Genomic DNA, 18039 nt, shown 5'->3' on the forward strand with positions numbered 1-18039 from the left:
CGCGGTGCTCTCCTTCGGGCTCGCCGGAGCCGCGTCCCAGCTGCTGGGCGACATGGCGCACCGGCTGGTCCCGGTGACCGACCGGGACGCGACCTCCCTGGTGCGGTCGATCCGGACGGCACCGCTGCTGTTCGGCTGGCGCGGCTCGACCCCCGTCGACACGCCGGCCCTGGAGGAACTGCTGCTGCGCGTGTCCCGGCTGGTCGACGACCATCCCGAGGTCGTCGCGGTCACCCTGGAGCCCGTCGTGGTCGCCCAGCGGGGAGTGAGCGTCCTGAGCGCCTCCGTACGCCTCGCGCCCCCGCCCGCCCGGGACGACCTCGGCCCGCGGACCCTGCCGGTCTACTGAGCAGGGAAGGACACAGGGCACATGGAGATCACCGTCGGCCGGACGCTGCCCGAGGGAAGCTGGTGGGACTGGGAGGTGATCGCCTGGGACGCGGGCCGGCTGCGGCTGGCCGCCGGGTACGACCTCTCCCACCACCACGGCCTGGAGCTGGTCTTCGCGGGCCCGGCGTTCGTGTCCTGCCCGCTCGCCTTCCAGGACCCCGGGTTCCGCGCACCCACCGCCGCCGAGACGACAAGGCTCCGGGGGTTCCTGGGCGGGACGCCGCCCGTGGTGGTCGCCTTCGAGGCCGACGCGGGCGGCACCGAGCCCGTCTCCTGCCTGATCGCCGCCGAGCGGCTCGACATCGTGCGGGAACTCGTGGTCAGGCACCCGGGCACCGCCGCGGCTGCCCCTGACTGGCCCGGACCGCTCCTGCCCACGGATTAGGATGGACGCCATGGCCAAGACCAGTACGACGACCCAGGGGCTGCGCGCGGCGATCGAGCGCAGCGGCTACTACCCGGCCCTCGTGGCCGAGGCGGTGGAGGCCGCCGTGGGCGGCGAGCCCATCCGGTCGTACCTGGTCCACCAGGAGACCACCTTCGACCAGAACGAGGTGCGGCGGCACGTCACCGTACTGGTCCTCACCGGCAACCGCTTCATCGTCAGCCACACCGACGAGCAGGCCGCCGACAACACCTCTCCCACGCCCTACGCCACGACGTCCACCGAGTCGGTGAAGCTCGGCAGGATCTCGTCGGTCGTGGTCAGCCGCGTGGTCGCCAACCCGGAGCAGTACAAGCCGGGCACCCTGCCCCGCGAGGTCGTGCTGACCATCGGCTGGGGCGCCGTCTCCCGCATCGACCTGGAGCCCGCCGCCTGCGGCGACCCCAACTGCGAGGCGGACCACGGCTACACGGGCAGCTCCACGGCGGACGACCTCAGCCTGCGCGTCAGCGAGGCCGGTGACGGCCCGGAGACGGTGCGTCAGGCGCTCGTCTTCGCACAGGCCATCTCCGAGGCGACCGCGGACGTCACCCGCTGATGACCCAGTCCACGGCCGCGGCCTGGGAGCACCCGGAACCGCTCTCCCTCGACTCCGCCCCGCTGCCCGAGTACGGCACCGGGTCGCTCGCCGACCTGCTGCCCACCCTGGCCGCCGGGATGTCCGTACCCGGTATGACCGCGGCGATCACGGAACTGACTCCGGCAGACCGCAACTGCGTGTTCCTGATCGACGGCCTCGGCTGGGAGCAGATCAGGGCCCACCCGGACGAGGCCCCCTTCCTGACCTCGCTGCTGGGCAGCTCCCGCGGGGGCACCGGACGCCCGATCACCGCCGGTTACCCGGCGACCACCGCCACCTCCCTGGCCTCCGTCGGCACCGGCCTGCCGCCGGGCGCGCACGGCCTGCCCGGGTACACGGTCCGCAATCCGGCGACCGGCGAGCTGATGAACCAGCTCCGCTGGAACCCGTGGACACCGCCCGCCGCGTGGCAGCCGTACCCCACCGTCTTCCAGCTGGCGTACGAGGCGGGTGTGCACGCCGCCCAGGTGTCCTCCCCGACCTTCGAGCACACCCCGCTGACGAAGGTCGCGCTCAGCGGCGGAACATTCCTCGGGCGCCTGACCGGCGAGGAGCGCATGGACGTCGCCGCCGAGCAACTGGCCGCGGCCGACCGCTCCCTGGTCTACACGTACTACGCCGAACTGGACGGCGCCGGGCACCGCTACGGCATCGCCTCCGACACCTGGCGCGGCCAGCTGATGTACGTCGACCGGCTGGTCCAGCGGCTGGCCGAGCAACTTCCCCCGCGCAGCGCGCTCTACGTCACCGCCGACCACGGCATGGTCGACATCCCGTTCGACGAGCAGCACCGCATCGACTTCGACGAGGACTGGGAGCTGCGCGCCGGGGTCGCCCTGCTCGGTGGCGAGGGACGGGCCCGCCATGTGTACGCGGTGCCGGGCGCCGAGGACGACGTCCTGACCGTGTGGCGCGAGGTGCTCGGCGAGCAGTTCTGGGTGGCTTCGCGGGACGAGGCCGTCGCGGCCGGCTGGTTCGGGCGGCCCGGTGAATGCGACGACCGCGTGCGCGCGCGCATCGGTGACGTGGTCGCGGCGGCGTACGACGACGTGCTGCTCATCGCCTCCGAACGGGAGCCGAAGGAGTCCTCGATGGTCGGCAACCACGGCTCCATGACCCCTGCCGAGCAGCTCGTTCCCCTGCTCGAAGTACGCTCCTGACGTCCCGCCCGATTGCCTCTCCACCGAAAGGTGTTCACCTCGCCATGCCCGAGCTGGTGTTCTTCTCCGGAACGATGGACTGCGGGAAGTCGACCCTGGCTCTCCAGATCGAGCACAACCGCTCCGCGCGCGGCCTCGCCGGAATGATCTTCACCCGTGACGACCGGGCCGGCGAGGGCAAGCTCTCCTCCCGGCTCGGCCTGGTCACCGACGCGGTCGAGGTCGAGGACGGGCAGGACCTGTACGTGTACCTCGTCGACCATCTGTCCCACGGAGGCCGCGCGGACTACGTGATCGCGGACGAGGCGCAGTTCCTGGCACCGGAACAGATCGACCAGCTCGCGCGCGTGGTCGACGACCTGGACATCGACGTGTACGCCTTCGGCATCACCACGGACTTCCGCTCCAAGCTGTTCCCCGGCTCCCAGCGGCTGGTGGAACTCGCCGACCGGGTCGAGGTGCTCCAGGTCGAGGCGCTGTGCTGGTGCGGCGCCCGGGCCACCCACAACGCCCGTACGGTGGGCGGTGTCATGGTGGTCGAGGGCGCCCAGGTGGTCGTCGGCGACGTCAACCAGTCGGCCGACGAGATCGGTTACGAGGTGCTGTGCCGCCGCCACCACCGCCGCCGGATGACGGCGGCGACGGCACGCGCCGCCGCCCTGTCCCCGGACGTCCTGCCGGTCTCCACCCCCTGAGCGGCTGCCCGCCGGCTCAGCGCGGCCCCTGGACCACCGCGAACAGCCCGCCCTCCGGGTCCGTCACCGTGGCGACCCGGCCGTGCTCGCTGTCGTGGGCCGGCCGGAGCACCTGACCGCCCAGGGCCACGACCTGCCGCAAGGTCTCGTCGGTGTCGTCGACCTGGAAGTACGTCAGCCAGTGCGAGCCCCGGTCCCGGGGCAGGGCGTTGCCGACGCCGTGCACGCCGGCGACCGGGCTGCCACCCAGCCGCAGGGTCACGTGGTCCACGTCGGCGGAGACCGCGGGCTCCTCCTCGTAACCGAACAGCGCCTTGTAGAACTTGGTGACCCTGGCGGTCTCGAAGGTGAGCAGTTCGACCCAGGCGGGCGTGCCGTGGACGCCGCTGACCGCCGTGCCGGAGCTCGGCACCCCCTGCCAGACGCCGAACACGGCTCCCGAAGGGTCGGAGCCGAGCAGGAGCCGCCCGGTGTGGGGCGCCTCCACAGGGCCCACGCCCACGGTGCCGCCGCACAGCCGCAACGTCTCGGCCGTCCGGTCCACGTCGTCCGAGGCGAAGTGCGGCGTCCAGGCGATGGGCAGGTCGAGGCCCGGCGCCAACTGGCCGATTCCCCCCACGCGGTGGCCGCCGAGCAGCGCCCGCGAATAGGGCCCGAGTTGCTGCGGGCCCTGTTCGAACTCCCAGCCGAACAGCTCCCCGTAGAACCTCTCGGCCGTGGTCAGCCTGTGCACCATGAGACTCACCCAGCAGGGTCTGCCAGGCGTGTGCCGACCGTGCGTGCCGTCTCCCGGGCCGGCCGGCCCCCGTGCCTCGGTCATCGTCACTCTCTCCCCGGCCCCTCGCCTGGCGTTCATCGGATGTACACCACGTCCCCGGCCCCGTACGTTCAGTGATCGAACCTGTTCGGCGGAGCACAGTATCCGGACCTGGACGACGCGGCCACCCCTGACGTATGGATGGACGCCATGAAAGCCATCATCACCGCAACGGAACTCGCGCACGACTTGACCGGGGCCAACCCGCCCGTGCTGCTCGACGTCCGCTGGCAGCTCAGCCTGGCCAAGGCGGCCGGGGAACCGGCCTTCGACGGGCGGGCCGAGTACGCGGCCGGACATCTGCCCGGTGCCGTGTTCGTCGACCTGGACCGGGAACTCGCCTCGCCGCCGGGGGAGCGGGGCCGTCATCCGCTGCCCGGCATCGCCGAGTTCGGCGCCGCGATGCGCCGGGCGGGGGTGTCGTCGGGCCGGCCGGTGGTCGTGTACGACGGCGGGCAGGGCTGGGCGGCCGCTCGGGCGTGGTGGCTGTTGCATGGGACGGGTCACCCGGACGTGAGAGTTCTCGACGGCGGGTTGACGGCCTGGGAGGGACCGCTGTCGACGGACGTAACCGCCCCTGCGCCAGGCGACTTCGAGCCCGTGCCGGCCGCCGGGGGACTGCTCGACGCGGACGCCGCCGCCGCGCTGGCCCGCTCCGGCGTACTCCTCGACGCGCGGGCGGCGGAGCGGTACCGGGGCGACGTGGAGCCCATCGACAGGGTCGGCGGGCACATCCCGGGCGCCGTGTCCGCGCCGACGACCGAGAACGTGACGGCGGACGGCCGGTTCCTGCCGGCCGACGAGCTGCGGACGCGTTTCAAGAACCTCGGTGTGTCGCAGGACGCCGAGGTCGGTGTGTACTGCGGCTCGGGCGTCTCGGCGGCCCACGAGGTGCTCGCCCTCGCGGTCGCGGGCATCCCGGCGGCGCTGTACGTGGGTTCGTGGTCGGAGTGGTCCTCGGACCCGTCCCGGCCGGTGGCGACGGGGCCCGAGCCCGAGTAGCGGCACACCGGGGGGGCTTCCTGTCCGGAAGCCCCCGTGTGCGGCGGCCCGTACGGCCGTTGCTCCGGTACGGCCGCTATCCCTGTACGGCCGTCACTCCTGCTTCTTGCGCCGGGTCCCGAACACGATCTCGTCCCAGCTCGGCACCGCGGCCCGGCGGCCGGGACGGACCCCGTCCGCCTCGGCCTGCCGGTCGGTGGCGCCGATCAGGCGGTCCCGGTGGCTGGTGACCGAGCGGGGCATGAGGACGTCGGCGTAGGCGGAACCGGCCGAGGCCGCCGGGGCGGGGGGCTCCTCCGCCTCCGGTTCGGTGTCCGGCGGCTCCTCGGAGGACTCCGCGGGCAGCTCGGGGACCACCAGGTCGCCCCGGAAGCTGGGCACCGCCTCCAGGAGGCTGGTCAGCGAGTCGCGTTCGCCCGTGCTCTCCTCGGCCGGCTCGGGCGACTGCGAGGGCAGGCTGGGCCGGTCCCGGTCCAGGGCACCCAGGGTGCGCTCGCGCGGCAGGCGGGCGATGCGCGGTACGAACGGGAAGCTCGGCTCGGGTGCGCCGAGGTCGTCGGACTCCCCGATCAGGGAGCGCGCCTCGTCGTCGACGGCCTGGACGAGCCGCCGCGGCGGGTCGTAGGTCCAGCTCGCCGAGTGCGGTTCGCCCGCGACCCGGTAGACCAGCATGACCTCCCAGGTGCCGTCGTCGCGGCGCCAGGAGTCCCACTGCACGGTGTCCTTCTCGGCGCCGCGCAGCAACAGGCGTTCCTGGACGGTCTCGCCGAGCAGCGGACCGGAGTTCTCGCCGGGCCGGCGGACCGGGGTCTTGCGGGCCCGCTCGGCCATGAAGGCGCGCTCGGCCAGTACCGGGCCCTCGAAGCGCCGCACCCGGTCCACGGGGATGCCGGCGAGTTGCGCGACCTCTTCCGCGGTCGCGCCCGCTCGTATACGCGCCTGGATGTCACGGGGGCGGAGATGGCTCTCCACCTCGATCTCGATCTGGCCGAGGCGGGGCCGGTCGCCGCGCACGGCAGCGCGCAGGCGTTCGTCGATCGGGAGTGTGTACTCCGTGGAGTCCGCAGCCTTCAGCACCAGCCGTGTGCCGTCATTCGAGACGGCCACGACACGCAGTTCGGGCATGGGGACCTCCCGGGTGGTGCCTGCTGCCGACGTCACGTGCGTCGCTGCTTCCGCTAGTCGAGTGTGGCCTGCCCGGGTGCAGCCTGCCACAACCTTGCCGAGTTGCCCGGCGTGTCGGGCGCGGGCCCGGGCACGCCGTTATGGCACGGTTACCTATTCGCAACGCTAAGTGACCAACTCCGTCACCCTGTGCAACTAGCCCCCTCCCGGCGGTCCAGCAAGGCCCCGGACGCCCTGGCGGGAGACCGAACCCAGGGCTCGCAACAGTACTCCATTTGGACCATGTGCGTGGATGGGCGCGCCGCCCAACTTCTGGCAAGGGGCGCGCCCCGGTCGTCCGCAAGCGCTTTCCGCGATCTTGGGCGTGGCGTACTTCACGCGGGGCTCCTGCGGGTCGATCCGATGGGCTTCGTCCCTCGTGCCCACCGAGACGGCCGCTATTCCCCCAGTACCCGCCGCAGGTAGCCGTTCTGGAACCGCCGGTCCGGGTCCAGCCGGTCCCGAAGGGCCGTGAACTCGCCGAACCGGGGGTAGGCCTCGGCGAAGTACGCGGCGTCCCGCGTGTGCATCTTGCCCCAGTGCGGCCGCCCCTCGTGCGCGGTGAAGATGCGCTCGGCGGCGGTGAAGTACGCCTGGTAGGGGGTGCCCTTGAACATGTGGACGGCGACGTAGGCGCTGTCCCGCCCGGAGGCGGTGGACAGGGTGATGTCGTCGGCCGGGGCGGTGCGCACCTCGACCGGGAAGCTGACCCTGAGGTCCGAGCGGTCGACCATCGCCTTGAGTTCCCGCAGCGTGTCGCCCAGTGCCTCGCGCGGTACGGCGTACTCCATCTCCACGAACCGCACCCGGCGGGGCGAGGTGAAGACCTTGTACGGGATGTCCGTGTACGTCCGGGCGGACAGTGCCCGGCTGGAGATCTGGGCGATGGCCGGTATGGTCGCCGGCACCGCGCGGCCGACCCAGTTGGCCACCTGGAAGACGCCGTTGGAGAGGAACTCGTCCTCGAACCAGCCGGTCAGCTGCCCGATCGGCTTCTCCGGTCCGGCGCTGCGGTTGTTCCGCTTGGTGTTGGTGTTGCCGGTGTGCGGGAACCAGTAGAACTCGAAGTGCTCGTTCTCGGCCCAGAGTTGGTCGAACTCGGAAAGAACCCGATCGAAGGGCATCGGTTCCTCGCGGGCCGTGAGCAGGAAGACGGGCTCGACGGCGAAGGTGATCGCGGTGACGATGCCCAGGGCGCCCAGACCGATGCGGGCGGCGGCGAAGACCTCGGGGTTCTCCTTCTCGGAGCAGGCGAGCACCGACCCGTCGGCCGTGACCAGCTCCAGTCCCCTGATCTGAGCGGCGATCGAGGCCGACTCGCGGCCGGTGCCGTGCGTGCCGGTGCTGGTGGCCCCGGAGACCGTCTGCTCCATGATGTCGCCCATGTTGGTCAGCGACAGGCCCTCGCGGGCCAGGGCGAGGTTGAGCCTCTTGAGCGGAGTGCCCGCCTCGACGGTGACCGTCATGGCGTCCCGGTCGATGGCACGGATACCGGTCAACAGCTGAGGGCGTATCAACACGCCGTCGGTGGCCGCGATCGCCGTGAAGGAGTGCCCGGTGCCGACGGCCTTCACCTTCAGGCCGTCCTCGGCGGCCTGGCGCACCGCCGCGGCCAGCTCCTCCACGGAGGCGGGCGTCACCTCCCGCGCGGGACGGGCGACGACATTGCCTCCCCAGTTACGCCACGTGCCGCTCTGCCCGCTCGCTGTGGTGCTCAAGGGTGCCTCCCCGACCCGGAGCCGGCCTGCTGAGCCGGCGGTACCCGAGGAAACCCACCGCGACCGCGACGGCCCCGGCCACCGCCGGAACCCCGTACCCGGCGTGCGCCCCGGCTGCGTCGATCACCCAGCCGGCCACGGAGGAGCCGAGCGCGACCCCGACCGCCAGGCCGGTGCTCACCCAGGTCATGCCCTCGGTGAGCTGCGCGCGAGGTACGTGCTCTTCGATGAGGGACATCGTCGTGATCATCGTCGGCGCGATGGACAGACCCGCAACGAACAGCGCCACGGCCAGAAGCGACAAGTTTCCGACCAGTAGGAGGGGGATCATACTCACGGACATCGCACACACGCCCAGCAGCCACCGGCGTTCCGGCGCCCCCGCCGGGCGCAGCAGCCCGAAGACCACCCCCGCAGTGCAGGAACCCGCGGCGTACAGCGCGAGGACCACACTGGCCACGCCCTTGTGCCCGCGCTCGTCGGCGAAGGCGACGGTGGCCACGTCGACCGCCCCGAAGATCGCCCCGGTGGCGACGAACGTGGCCACCAGCACCCGCAGGCCGGTCGAGCGCAGCGCCGTACCGGCGCCCTGCTGCTCGCGCGGGTGCGGCTCGGGCTCCGTGGCGCGCTGGGCGGTCAGCCAGAAGACGCCGGCCGCCAGGAAACAGGCGGCCAGCAGCGGTCCCGCCTCCGGGAACCATGCCGTGGACAGACCGATGGAGATGATCGGCCCGAAGATGAAGCAGACCTCGTCCACCACGGACTCGAACGAGTAGGCGGTGTGCAGTTTCTCGGTGCCCCGGTACAGCGCCGCCCAGCGGGCGCGGATCATCGCGCCCAGGCTCGGTACGCAGCCGATGCCGGCCGCGCACACGAACAGGACCCAGTCCGGCCACCGGAGGCGGGCCGCGAGCAGCAGCCCGGCCGCCGCGGTGAGCGCTCCCAGTGTGGCCGGCCGCAGTATCCGGCGCTGTCCGTACTGGTCGACCAGCCGGGATATCTGCGGGCCGATCGCGGCGGCGGACAGCGCGATGGTGGCCGACAGCGCGCCCGCGAGCCCGTAGCGCCCGGTGATCTGGGAGATCATCGTGACCACGCCGATGCCCATCATCGACAGCGGCATCCGGCCGATGAACCCCGCGACGGAGAACCCCTTGGTGCCGGGGGCGGCGAACAGGGCGCGGTAGGGGCTCGGCACGGCGGTCTCCGGTCTGGGGCGTAAGGCGCGAACGCAACCGATACAGCTTACGAGTCAGGCGACCGCGACGCACCCCGGATCCACGGCCGGACGTACACATGGGAGAACCGGCCGAAAAAGCGACCGGAACCCGACTCTTCACCCCGCTGTTTCCGGGCGGTCGGTGCCGGGTGGCAGGATCGAGCCATGCCAGACGCGCTCGATGCCACCCCCTACGACGCCCTGCTCCTGCTCTCGTTCGGCGGCCCGGAAGGCCCGGACGACGTGGTCCCCTTCCTGGAGAACGTGACCCGCGGGCGAGGCATCCCCAAGGAACGCCTCAAGGAGGTCGGGCAGCACTACTTCCTGTTCGGCGGGGTCAGCCCGATCAACGACCAGAACCGCGCCCTGCTGGACGCCCTGCGCAAGGACTTCGCCGGACACGGCCTGGACCTGCCGATCTACTGGGGCAACCGCAACTGGGCCCCGTACCTGACGGACACCCTGCGCGAGATGGCCGCCGACGGCCGCCGCCGCATCCTCGTCCTCGCCACCAGCGCCTACGCCTCCTACTCGGGCTGCCGGCAGTACCGCGAGAACCTCGCGGACTCGCTGGCCGCCCTCGAAGCCGAGGGGCTGGACCTGCCGAAGGTCGACAAGCTGCGGCACTACTTCAACCACCCCGGCTTCCTCCGGCCCATGATCGACGGGGTGCTCGAGTCCCTCGCCGACCTCCCCGAGGAGGTCCGGGCCGGCGCCCACCTCGCCTTCACCACCCACTCCATCCCCACCGCGTCCGCCGACACCTCCGGCCCCGTCGAGGCCCACGGCGAGGGCGGCGCGTACGTGGAACAGCACCTGGACGTGGCCCAGCTGATCGCCGACGCCGTCCGCGAGCGCACCGGCGCCGACCGCCCCTGGCGGCTCGTCTACCAGTCCCGCTCCGGCGCCCCGCACATCCCCTGGCTGGAGCCCGACATCTGCGACCACCTGGAGGAGCTGCACGCTGCCGGGGCCCCGGCGGTCGTCATGGTCCCCATCGGCTTCGTCTCCGACCACATGGAGGTCCTCTACGACCTCGACACGGAGGCCAAGGCCAAGGCGGAGGAACTGGGCCTGCCGGTGCGTCGCTCGGCCACCGTGGGCGCCGACCCGCGGTTCGCCGCCGCGGTCCGCGAGCTGATCCTGGAGCGTGCCGCCGCCGAGCGCGGCCAGGACGTCGTGCCGTGCGCGCTGGGAGCACTCGGCGCGAGCCATGACGTCTGCCCCGTCGGCTGCTGCCCGGCCCGCGCCCCCCGCCCGGCCGCCGCGGGCGCCGACAGCCCCTACGCGTGAGGAGCCCCGTGACCGACAGCCCGCACACGGACCTGCTGAAGCTCGCCCAGGACGCCGCCCGCCGGGCGGGGGAACTGCTGCGGGACGGCCGGCCGGCCGACCTCGCGGTCGCCGCGACCAAGTCCAGCCCGATCGACGTCGTCACCGAGATGGACATCGCGGCCGAGAAGCTGATCACCGATCTGATCTCCGCCCACCGCCCCGACGACGGCTTCCTGGGCGAGGAGGGGGCGGCGACCGAGGGCACCAGCGGCGTCCGCTGGGTGATCGACCCGCTCGACGGCACGGTCAACTACCTGTACGGGCTCCCCACCTGGTCCGTCTCCATCGCGGCCGAACAGGACGGCGAAACCGTCGTCGGGGTCGTCGCCGCCCCCATGCGCGGCGAGACGTACCACGCGGTACGCGGCGGCGGCGCCTGGGCCACCGGCGCCTGGGACGGCGAGCGCGCGCTGGCCTGCCGCCCCGCGCCGCCCCTGGAGCACGCGCTGGTCTCCACCGGCTTCAACTACGTCACCGAAGTCCGCACCCACCAGGCCGAGGTGGCCGCGCGGCTGATCCCGCTGCTGCGCGACATCCGGCGCGGCGGCTCGGCCGCGGTCGACCTGTGCGACCTGGCCTGCGGCCGGCTCGACGGGTACTACGAACGCGGGCTCAACGCCTGGGACGTGGCCGCGGGTGACCTGATCGCCCGGGAGGCGGGCGCGCTGACCGGTGGACGGCCCGGAGAGCGGCCCTCACGCGATCTCACGGTCGCGGGCACCCCGGGAGTCTTCGAGCCCCTCCAGCAGCTGCTGGAGGACTTCGGGGCCTGGCACGACTGACCGGCCCCCGGTGATCGACCGGACGACGCAGCAGGGCCCCGGCGCTGGATTCGCCGGGGCCCTGCTGACGTACGGGTCGTGCGCGGCCGTACGGGTGTCACTGGCCGATCAGACGCTGGGCGCGCCGACCTCCACACCGTGTTCGGCGGCGAGGCGGCGCAGGTCGTCGAGCTCTGCCAGCTCCACCTCGACGAGGAAGTCGTCGCCCTCGTCACGTGCCCGCGTCAGGTCGGTCTCGGTCGCCCTTATGCGCTGCAGAAGTCCTGCGGTGAAAGCGTCCATGCTGCGCCCCCTCGTCCAGGGTCGTGGGTCGGTGGCACGGGGGTGTGCCGATCGGGAAGGGGCGATCACGTCTCCTGCAGGTGCCCAGCGCTGCCCGGGCTGGGCGGCGACGGTGCCGGACACCCACGCCCGCTCTGCGGCAAGCGGACCGTGACGTGCCACATGGTGCTGCGGCACATGCAGAGCGTGATCGCGGGGTGTAAAGCCGTCCTCCCCCCGCTCCCTTCCGCGGAAACCTAACCGGAGGAGAAAATCTCGTATTCCCCTTCCGGGCGCTTGATCCTCCGGTGCCACCGATGCCTTACAGCCGACTTATGGCGGAAAAGGGCAGGATGGAGGTCACACAATCCCGTACAGACCCCTGCCCGCGCGCGCTTCGCCGTGCTACGCGGGTGGACAGAGGAAGGACAAGCGACGTGCGCGTACTCGTCGTCGAGGACGAGCAGCTGCTCGCCGATGCGGTGGCCACCGGACTACGCCGGGAGGCCATGGCCGTCGACGTCGTGTACGACGGTGCGGCCGCCCTGGAGCGCATCGGCGTCAACGACTACGACGTGGTCGTCCTCGACCGCGACCTCCCGCTGGTGCACGGCGACGACGTCTGCCGCAAGATCGTCGAGCTCGGCATGCCCACGCGCGTGCTGATGCTCACCGCCTCGGGAGACGTCAGCGACCGCGTCGAGGGCCTGGAGATCGGCGCCGACGACTACCTTCCCAAGCCGTTCGCGTTCAGCGAGCTCATCGCGCGCGTGCGCGCCCTCGGCCGGCGCACCAGCGTGCCGCTGCCGCCGGTGCTGGAACGCGCCGGCATCAAGCTCGACCCCAACCGCCGCGAGGTCTTCCGCGACGGCAAGGAGGTCCAGCTCGCGCCGAAGGAGTTCGCCGTCCTGGAGGTGCTGATGCGCAGCGAGGGCGCCGTCGTCTCGGCCGAGCAGCTGCTGGAGAAGGCCTGGGACGAGAACACCGATCCGTTCACCAACGTGGTGCGCGTGACCGTGATGACGCTGCGCCGCAAGCTGGGCGAGCCGCCCGTCATCGTCACCGTCCCCGGCTCCGGCTACCGGATCTGACGGCCGTGGCCGCCACCCCCGCCCCGCCGCAGGCGCCCCCGAAGCCCACCTGGGACCCCAGAAGGCCGGAGCCGCCGTTCCCCTGGCTGCGCCCGACCATCCGGATACGCCTGACGCTGCTGTACGGCGGCATGTTCCTGATCGCCGGCATCCTGCTGCTGTCGATCATCTACCTGCTGGCCGCGCACGCGCTGAACGTGGGCAGCGAACTGCCCTTCAAGATCATCTCCGGGCAGGTCGGCAGCGACACCTGCAACTTCCCGGCACAGCCGAGCGCGGCCGAGCTCAACCACGCGATGAACCTGTGCGTGAACCAGCAGCGCCGGCAGGCCCTGGACGATCTGCTCAGCCGCTCGCTGCTGACCCTGCTCGGCCTGGCCGTGATCGCCTTCGCGTTCGGCTACGCGATGGCCGGCCGCGTGCTGTCGCCGCTCGGCCGGATCACCCGCACGGCCCGCGCGGTGGCCGGGTCGGACCTGTCCCGCCGGATCGAGCTGGACGGCCCGGACGACGAGCTCAAGGAGCTCGCGGACACCTTCGACGACATGCTGGAGCGGCTGCAGCGGGCCTTCACCGCGCAGCAGCGCTTCGTCGGCAACGCCTCGCACGAGCTGCGCACGCCCCTGGCGATCAACCGCACGCTCCTGGAGGTCCACCTGTCGGACCCGGGGGCGCCCGTGGAGCTGCAGCAGCTCGGCAAGACGCTGCTGGCCACCAACGAGCGCAGCGAGCAGCTCGTGGAGGGTCTGCTGCTGCTGGCCCGCAGCGACAACCAGATCGTCGAGCGCAAGCCCGTGGACCTGGCGGAGGTCGCCTCGCAGGCCATCGACCAGGTGCACGCCGAGTCCGCGGCCAAGGGGGTCGAGATCCGGGACGAGTGCAAACCGGCGGTCGTCCAGGGCAACGGCGTGCTGCTGGAACGGATCGCACTGAACCTGGTGCAGAACGCCGTGCGGTACAACGTGCCCGAGGAGGGCTGGGTGGAGGTCACCACCCAGGTGCAGCACGGGCAGGCGGTGCTGATGGTCTCGAACACGGGCCCGGTCGTGCCGGCGTACGAGATCGACAACCTCTTCGAGCCGTTCAGACGACTGCGTACCGAGCGAACGGGCAGCGACAAGGGTGTGGGCCTCGGCCTGTCCATCGCCAGGTCCGTGGCGCGGGCACACGGTGGTCACATCTCGGCGACCCCGAGGGAGGGCGGCGGGCTCGTGATGCGGGTCGCGCTCCCGATCTGACCGATTGGTGACACACACGGGGATGTTCGCTTTGGGCGGAATTCTCCGACGGCGCGACCGACCTCACCGTGTGTGATCAATCACATGGGCAACTTTCCGGCCGTCTACTCTGTGTGATCATGACCTCCGGCGGAAAGCCGGGAAAATCCGGGTTTTCGGGGGTCCTGATCACGGGAAGTACACGGTGAGATGCCTTTGAGGTGCAGCACCCGGACCGTGTACGGTCCCCATCGCCATCCCAGCCGATCACTCTTGAGGGGGCCGGTTGGGTGTCGATTGAGTAACAGACCTTGATGTGAGGCAAAATCTCCGCCTCGGGTCGGGCACAAGTCCGGCCTCTCACGCGTTACGTGCGCTGGAGACACCGCAGACACCCAGAGGGGGAGAGCGACATGGCAACCGACTACGACACCCCACGCAAGACCGACGACGACGTCGATTCGGACAGCCTCGAAGAGCTGAAGGCCCGGCGCAACGACAAGTCCGCTTCGGCCGTGGACGTCGACGAGTTCGAGGCCGCGGAAGGCCTGGAACTGCCGGGCGCCGACCTCTCGAACGAGGAGCTGGCCGTCCGAGTGCTGCCCAAGCAGCAGGACGAGTTCACCTGCATGAGCTGCTTCCTGGTGCACCACCGCAGCCAGCTGGCCCGCGAGAAGAACGGTCAGCCGATCTGCCGCGACTGCGACTGAGGACGGGTCGGCCGTGACTGGCTCGACCCCTCCTCGGAAGCGCCGCTCCCCCCTCACGGGAGCGGACCACGGGCCGTCCGACGGCCTGCACGGCACGCGTGACGACGAGCGGGGCTCGCCCGGGACGGGAGCCTCGCTCGAACCGGCGGCCGACCGGGACGAGTTCCCGGCGTCCGCCAGGCGGGCCACGCCCGTCGCCCGGCGTCTGGCCGCGGCGATCCGGGAACATGCCCGGCAAAGGGGCCGGCAAGGCGCCCGCAAGGGCGGCAGCCGGGCCAGGGCGGGGCTCAGCTATCTGACCGACCGGATCATCGAGATCGCCCCGCGGATCCCCGTGCGCGACCTCGCGACCCTGCGCAGGCAGTTCCCGGGTCTCGGGCCCGAGGAACTCGCCGACAAGCTCGTGACCGGCGCGGCGAACGGCACCTCCACGGTCGGGGCGGGGATCGGCGCGGCGGCGATGCTGCCGGTGCCGCCCGCGATGCCCACCGAGCTGGCCGCGGAGATCACCGGGGTCGCGGCGATCGAGCTGAAACTCATCGCCGAGCTCCACGAGGTCTACGGCGTACGGCCGCCGGGCGGCCTCAGGGCCCGCAGCACCGCGTATCTGTCCTCCTGGTCGGGGGAGCGCGGCATCGACGTGATGAAGCCGTCCACGCTCAACACGGCCCTCGGCGGGCCGATGAAGCGCGAACTGCGCCAGCGGATCACCAAGCGCATGGTGCGGAACATGCCCAACCTGATGCCCTTCATGATCGGCGCCGTGGTCGGAGCGACCATGAACCGCCGCGACACCAAGAGACTGGCGGCACGGATCCGGGCCGACCTCCGCAAGGTCCAGGTGCCCTGGGACACACTCCCCGAACTGCCCCCGCTCGAGCCCCCCACCCATCCGCTGACGCTCGGGGACGTCGCCGAGGGACTGGAGGACCGGCCGTCGGCGGGGAGGCCGGACGAGAACTAGACCACGGCTTCCCGTGCCGCCGCGATCGCGGCGGCGAGTGCCTCCGGGGTCCGGGTGGACAGGTACAGGTACGGCGTCGGGTCGGCCGGGTCGGTGACCTCGACGCGCAGCGCCGTCGGGATGTAGGCGCGCAGGAGGAGGAAGGCGCGGGTGTCGGCCTTGTACGTGCGCCAGGCCCGGGCCTCCTCCCGGTCCAGCACCTCCGCGGCACCGAGCGCCGTCACCGGGATCTTCGCCTCGCCCGCGATCAGGGAGTCGCCCACCACACGGATCCGGACCGAGCCGTACGAACTGGCGACGACCGCGGCGGCCGCCGTGCCGCCCACCAGGCCGCCGAGCAGCGGAAGGGGGCCGAACGGCAGCAGGATCAGGGCGAAGGAGACACCCACCAGGAAGCTGATCAGCCACCAGGAGCGGGGGGCGGTGAGGCGTTCGTCGTACGGGGCGGCGGAGAGCTGCATGGGCCAAGCTTGGCACGGTGAACGGACATCCCCGACGCGCGGGTAAGGTCTGCGGCTGTGAGTGGTGGTTCCCCAGTTCTTCAGCCTCCCGCCGACGCCGTGAAACCCGTTCGGCACCCCGGCGCCCCCGCACCCGGTGAGCTGCTCGGTGCGCACTACGGCCAGTGCTTCGGCTGCGGCGACGAGCAGCCGCACGGCCTGCGCCTCGCGGCCCGCGCGGGCGAGGGTGTCTCCCTCACCGCCGAGTTCACCGTGCGGCCCGCCCACCAGGGCGCCCCCGGGCTCGCACACGGCGGAGTGCTCGCCACCGCCCTCGACGAGACGCTCGGCTCCCTGCACTGGCTGCTGCGCACCGTCGCCGTGACCGGACGGCTCGAGACCGACTTCGTACGGCCCGTGCCGGTGGGGAGCACGCTTCACCTGGCGGCCGAGGTGACCGCCGTCGCCGGGCGGAAGATCTACTGCACCGCCACCGGGCGGATCGGCGCCCCGGACGGCCCCGTCGCCGTCCGCGCCGAAGCGCTCTTCGTCGAGGTCGACGTCCAGCACTTCGTCGACAACGGGCGCCCCGAGGAGATCCAGGCCGCCCTGCACGACCCCGACCGGATCCGCCGCGCCCGCGCCTTCGAGGTGAACCCATGAACCCCGCGGACCCCGAGCCCCCCGCCGGACGCGGCCCCGTGCGCGTCCTGATCCGCCGCGTCGACCCCGACGTGCCGCTTCCCGTGTACGCGCACCCCGGTGACGCGGGAGCCGATCTGCGCACCACCGAGGCGTGCGAACTCGCACCCGGTGAACGCGCCGTGCTGCCGACGGGAGTGTCCATCGCCCTCCCGGAGGGGTACGCGGCCTTCGTGCACCCGCGATCCGGTCTCGCCGCCCGCTGCGGTGTCGCGCTCGTGAATGCCCCGGGGACGGTTGATGCCGGGTACCGTGGGGAGATCAAGGTGATCGTGGTGAATCTCGACCCGCGCGACAGTGTGCGGTTCGAGCGCTTCGACCGGATCGCCCAACTGGTCGTCCAGCAGGTCGAGAGGGTCCGCTTCCAGGAGGTGGCGGAGCTTCCCGACTCGGCGCGGGCCGAGGGGGGCTTCGGGTCCACCGGCGGTCATGCCGCGGTGGGCGACGACAGCGGCACAAAAAGCGGCACAAGCGGTCGGGCCGTCGACGACGGCCGGACGGGTGGGTATCGATACGCTTCGGTCGTATCCGACCGGGAAGGACAGTGACGTGTTCGGACGTCGCAAGAAGAAGGGTGCCGCCGAGGACGCGGCCGGCGAGGCCGAGCAGGTCGTCGACAACGTCGACACCGAGGCGGACGAGGAAGAGGAAGCAGAGCGCGAGCGGATCCGGCTCGAGCCGGAGCCGCGGCCCGACGGGCCGTGGGACAGCTCCGAGGTGCGCGACCCCGGCGAGGGCCGGGTGGACCTCGGCGGGCTGTTCGTGCCGGGCGTCGACGGTATGGAGCTCAGGGTGGAGGTCGCGGGCGACGCGATCGTCGCCGCGACCGTCGTACTGCGCGACAGCGCCGTCCAGCTCCAGGCCTTCGCCGCGCCCAAACGGGAGGGCATCTGGGGCGAGGTACGCGACGAGATCGCGGCCGGCATCACCCAGCAGGGTGGCATCGTCGACGAGGTCGAGGGCCCGCTCGGCTGGGAGCTGCGCGCCCAGGTACCGGTCCAGCTGCCGGACGGCACGGGCGGCTTCCAGGTCGTGCGGTTCGTCGGCGTGGACGGCCCCCGCTGGTTCCTGCGCGGGGTGATCTCGGGCCAGGGCGCGGTGCAGCCGCAGGCGGCCGGGCTGCTCGAGCAGATCTTCCGGGACACGGTCGTGGTCCGCGGCGAGGGCCCGATGGCGCCTCGCGACCCGATCGTCCTGAAGCTGCCGAACGACGCCCAGATGGTCCCCGAGGGGGTCCAGCAGGACGAGGGCGCCTCCCGCTTCTCCGGCGGGATGGGGCAGCTGCAGCGCGGGCCGGAGATCACCGAGGTCCGCTAGACGGAAACACGAGGGGCCGCACCCGGTTCG

At 72.0% G+C, this 18039-nt stretch carries 21 protein-coding genes; 15 read left to right on the top strand and 6 right to left on the bottom strand.

Going from position 1 to position 18039, the window contains the following annotated elements; genetic code table 11:
• The 5 genes from ACWC21_RS32870 to ACWC21_RS32890 all read left to right on the top strand — a co-directional run.
• A partial coding sequence (locus ACWC21_RS32870; RefSeq protein WP_450887176.1) for an acetate--CoA ligase family protein occupies positions 1 to 349 on the top strand: 349 nt, incomplete at its 5' end.
• A 21-nt stretch (positions 350 to 370) separates the two neighbouring features.
• A complete protein-coding gene (locus ACWC21_RS32875; RefSeq protein WP_450887178.1) occupies positions 371 to 775 on the top strand; it encodes a hypothetical protein in 405 nt (134 codons plus the stop codon).
• Between the two features lies 1 nt (position 776).
• Positions 777 to 1373, top strand: coding sequence for a DUF5998 family protein (locus ACWC21_RS32880; RefSeq protein WP_450887180.1), 597 nt, complete (start codon positions 777 to 779; stop codon positions 1371 to 1373).
• A complete protein-coding gene (locus ACWC21_RS32885) occupies positions 1373 to 2575 on the top strand; it encodes an alkaline phosphatase family protein (RefSeq protein WP_450887181.1) in 1203 nt (400 codons plus the stop codon). Before ACWC21_RS32880 ends, ACWC21_RS32885 begins: the two co-directional genes overlap by 1 nt.
• A 44-nt stretch (positions 2576 to 2619) precedes the next feature.
• Positions 2620 to 3270 (top strand): thymidine kinase, encoded by a 651-nt coding sequence (locus ACWC21_RS32890; RefSeq protein ID WP_450887183.1) that lies wholly within the window; start codon positions 2620 to 2622, stop codon positions 3268 to 3270.
• 16 nt (positions 3271 to 3286) lie between these two features.
• Here the strand turns inward: ACWC21_RS32890 and ACWC21_RS32895 are convergent, their stop codons facing one another.
• Complete coding sequence (locus tag ACWC21_RS32895; RefSeq protein ID WP_450887184.1) at positions 3287 to 4090, bottom strand: VOC family protein; 804 nt, start codon at positions 4088 to 4090, stop codon at positions 3287 to 3289.
• A gap of 147 nt (positions 4091 to 4237) precedes the next feature.
• Between ACWC21_RS32895 and ACWC21_RS32900 the strand changes: the two genes are divergently transcribed.
• On the top strand, positions 4238 to 5089 hold the full coding sequence (locus tag ACWC21_RS32900; RefSeq protein WP_450887186.1) for a sulfurtransferase: 852 nt from the start codon (positions 4238 to 4240) through the stop codon (positions 5087 to 5089).
• Positions 5090 to 5182: 93 nt separating this feature from the next.
• On the opposite strand, the gene sepH is transcribed toward ACWC21_RS32900, so the two are convergent.
• The 3 genes from sepH to ACWC21_RS32915 form a co-directional block, all read right to left on the bottom strand.
• The gene (gene sepH, locus ACWC21_RS32905) at positions 5183 to 6214 is read right to left on the bottom strand and encodes a septation protein SepH (protein ID WP_450887188.1); all 1032 of its coding nucleotides are present in this window, start codon (positions 6212 to 6214) and stop codon (positions 5183 to 5185) included.
• A 437-nt stretch (positions 6215 to 6651) separates the two neighbouring features.
• On the bottom strand, positions 6652 to 7971 hold the full coding sequence (locus tag ACWC21_RS32910) for a D-arabinono-1,4-lactone oxidase (protein ID WP_450887189.1): 1320 nt from the start codon (positions 7969 to 7971) through the stop codon (positions 6652 to 6654).
• A complete protein-coding gene (locus ACWC21_RS32915; protein ID WP_450887191.1) occupies positions 7931 to 9169 on the bottom strand; it encodes an MFS transporter in 1239 nt (412 codons plus the stop codon). Before ACWC21_RS32915 ends, ACWC21_RS32910 begins: the two co-directional genes overlap by 41 nt.
• 186 nt (positions 9170 to 9355) lie before the next feature.
• Between ACWC21_RS32915 and ACWC21_RS32920 the strand changes: the two genes are divergently transcribed.
• Together ACWC21_RS32920 and ACWC21_RS32925 are read left to right on the top strand one after the other, a co-directional pair.
• Positions 9356 to 10483, top strand: coding sequence for a ferrochelatase (locus tag ACWC21_RS32920; protein WP_450887193.1), 1128 nt, complete (start codon positions 9356 to 9358; stop codon positions 10481 to 10483).
• Between the two features lie 8 nt (positions 10484 to 10491).
• Positions 10492 to 11307 carry an inositol monophosphatase family protein gene (locus ACWC21_RS32925; RefSeq protein WP_450887195.1) on the top strand — a complete coding sequence of 272 codons (816 nt, stop codon included), beginning with the start codon at positions 10492 to 10494 and terminating at the stop codon, positions 11305 to 11307.
• Between the two features lie 108 nt (positions 11308 to 11415).
• On the opposite strand, the gene ACWC21_RS32930 is transcribed toward ACWC21_RS32925, so the two are convergent.
• Positions 11416 to 11589, bottom strand: a complete 174-nt coding sequence (locus ACWC21_RS32930; RefSeq protein ID WP_450887196.1) for a hypothetical protein — start codon at positions 11587 to 11589, stop codon at positions 11416 to 11418.
• 416 nt (positions 11590 to 12005) lie between these two features.
• On the opposite strand from ACWC21_RS32930, the gene ACWC21_RS32935 reads away from it, so the two are divergent.
• From ACWC21_RS32935 to ACWC21_RS32950, 4 genes are all read left to right on the top strand, one after another.
• Positions 12006 to 12659 (top strand): response regulator transcription factor, encoded by a 654-nt coding sequence (locus ACWC21_RS32935; RefSeq protein WP_003993508.1) that lies wholly within the window; start codon positions 12006 to 12008, stop codon positions 12657 to 12659.
• Positions 12660 to 12664: 5 nt separating this feature from the next.
• Positions 12665 to 13897, top strand: coding sequence for a sensor histidine kinase (locus ACWC21_RS32940; RefSeq protein WP_450887198.1), 1233 nt, complete (start codon positions 12665 to 12667; stop codon positions 13895 to 13897).
• 392 nt (positions 13898 to 14289) lie between these two features.
• Positions 14290 to 14586 (top strand): DUF4193 domain-containing protein, encoded by a 297-nt coding sequence (locus ACWC21_RS32945; protein ID WP_003993510.1) that lies wholly within the window; start codon positions 14290 to 14292, stop codon positions 14584 to 14586.
• 13 nt (positions 14587 to 14599) lie between these two features.
• Complete coding sequence (locus ACWC21_RS32950; protein WP_450887200.1) at positions 14600 to 15550, top strand: hypothetical protein; 951 nt, start codon at positions 14600 to 14602, stop codon at positions 15548 to 15550.
• Here the strand turns inward: ACWC21_RS32950 and ACWC21_RS32955 are convergent.
• On the bottom strand, positions 15547 to 16011 hold the full coding sequence (locus ACWC21_RS32955) for a DUF3093 domain-containing protein (protein ID WP_450887201.1): 465 nt from the start codon (positions 16009 to 16011) through the stop codon (positions 15547 to 15549). The genes ACWC21_RS32950 and ACWC21_RS32955 overlap by 4 nt on opposite strands.
• Positions 16012 to 16068: 57 nt before the next feature.
• Here ACWC21_RS32955 and ACWC21_RS32960 point away from each other — a divergent pair, with 57 nt between their 5' ends.
• From ACWC21_RS32960 to ACWC21_RS32970, 3 genes are read left to right on the top strand one after another with little or no spacing between them, the layout of a single operon-like run.
• Positions 16069 to 16653: a PaaI family thioesterase gene (locus ACWC21_RS32960; protein WP_450887203.1), complete on the top strand. Its 585-nt coding sequence runs from the start codon at positions 16069 to 16071 to the stop codon at positions 16651 to 16653.
• On the top strand, positions 16650 to 17240 hold the full coding sequence (dut, locus tag ACWC21_RS32965; protein WP_450887205.1) for a dUTP diphosphatase: 591 nt from the start codon (positions 16650 to 16652) through the stop codon (positions 17238 to 17240). Before ACWC21_RS32960 ends, dut begins: the two co-directional genes overlap by 4 nt.
• A 1-nt stretch (position 17241) precedes the next feature.
• A complete protein-coding gene (locus ACWC21_RS32970; protein WP_450887206.1) occupies positions 17242 to 18009 on the top strand; it encodes a DUF3710 domain-containing protein in 768 nt (255 codons plus the stop codon).
• Positions 18010 to 18039 lie beyond the last annotated feature (30 nt).

This window comes from Streptomyces sp. NPDC001348 (genome assembly GCF_053597535.1).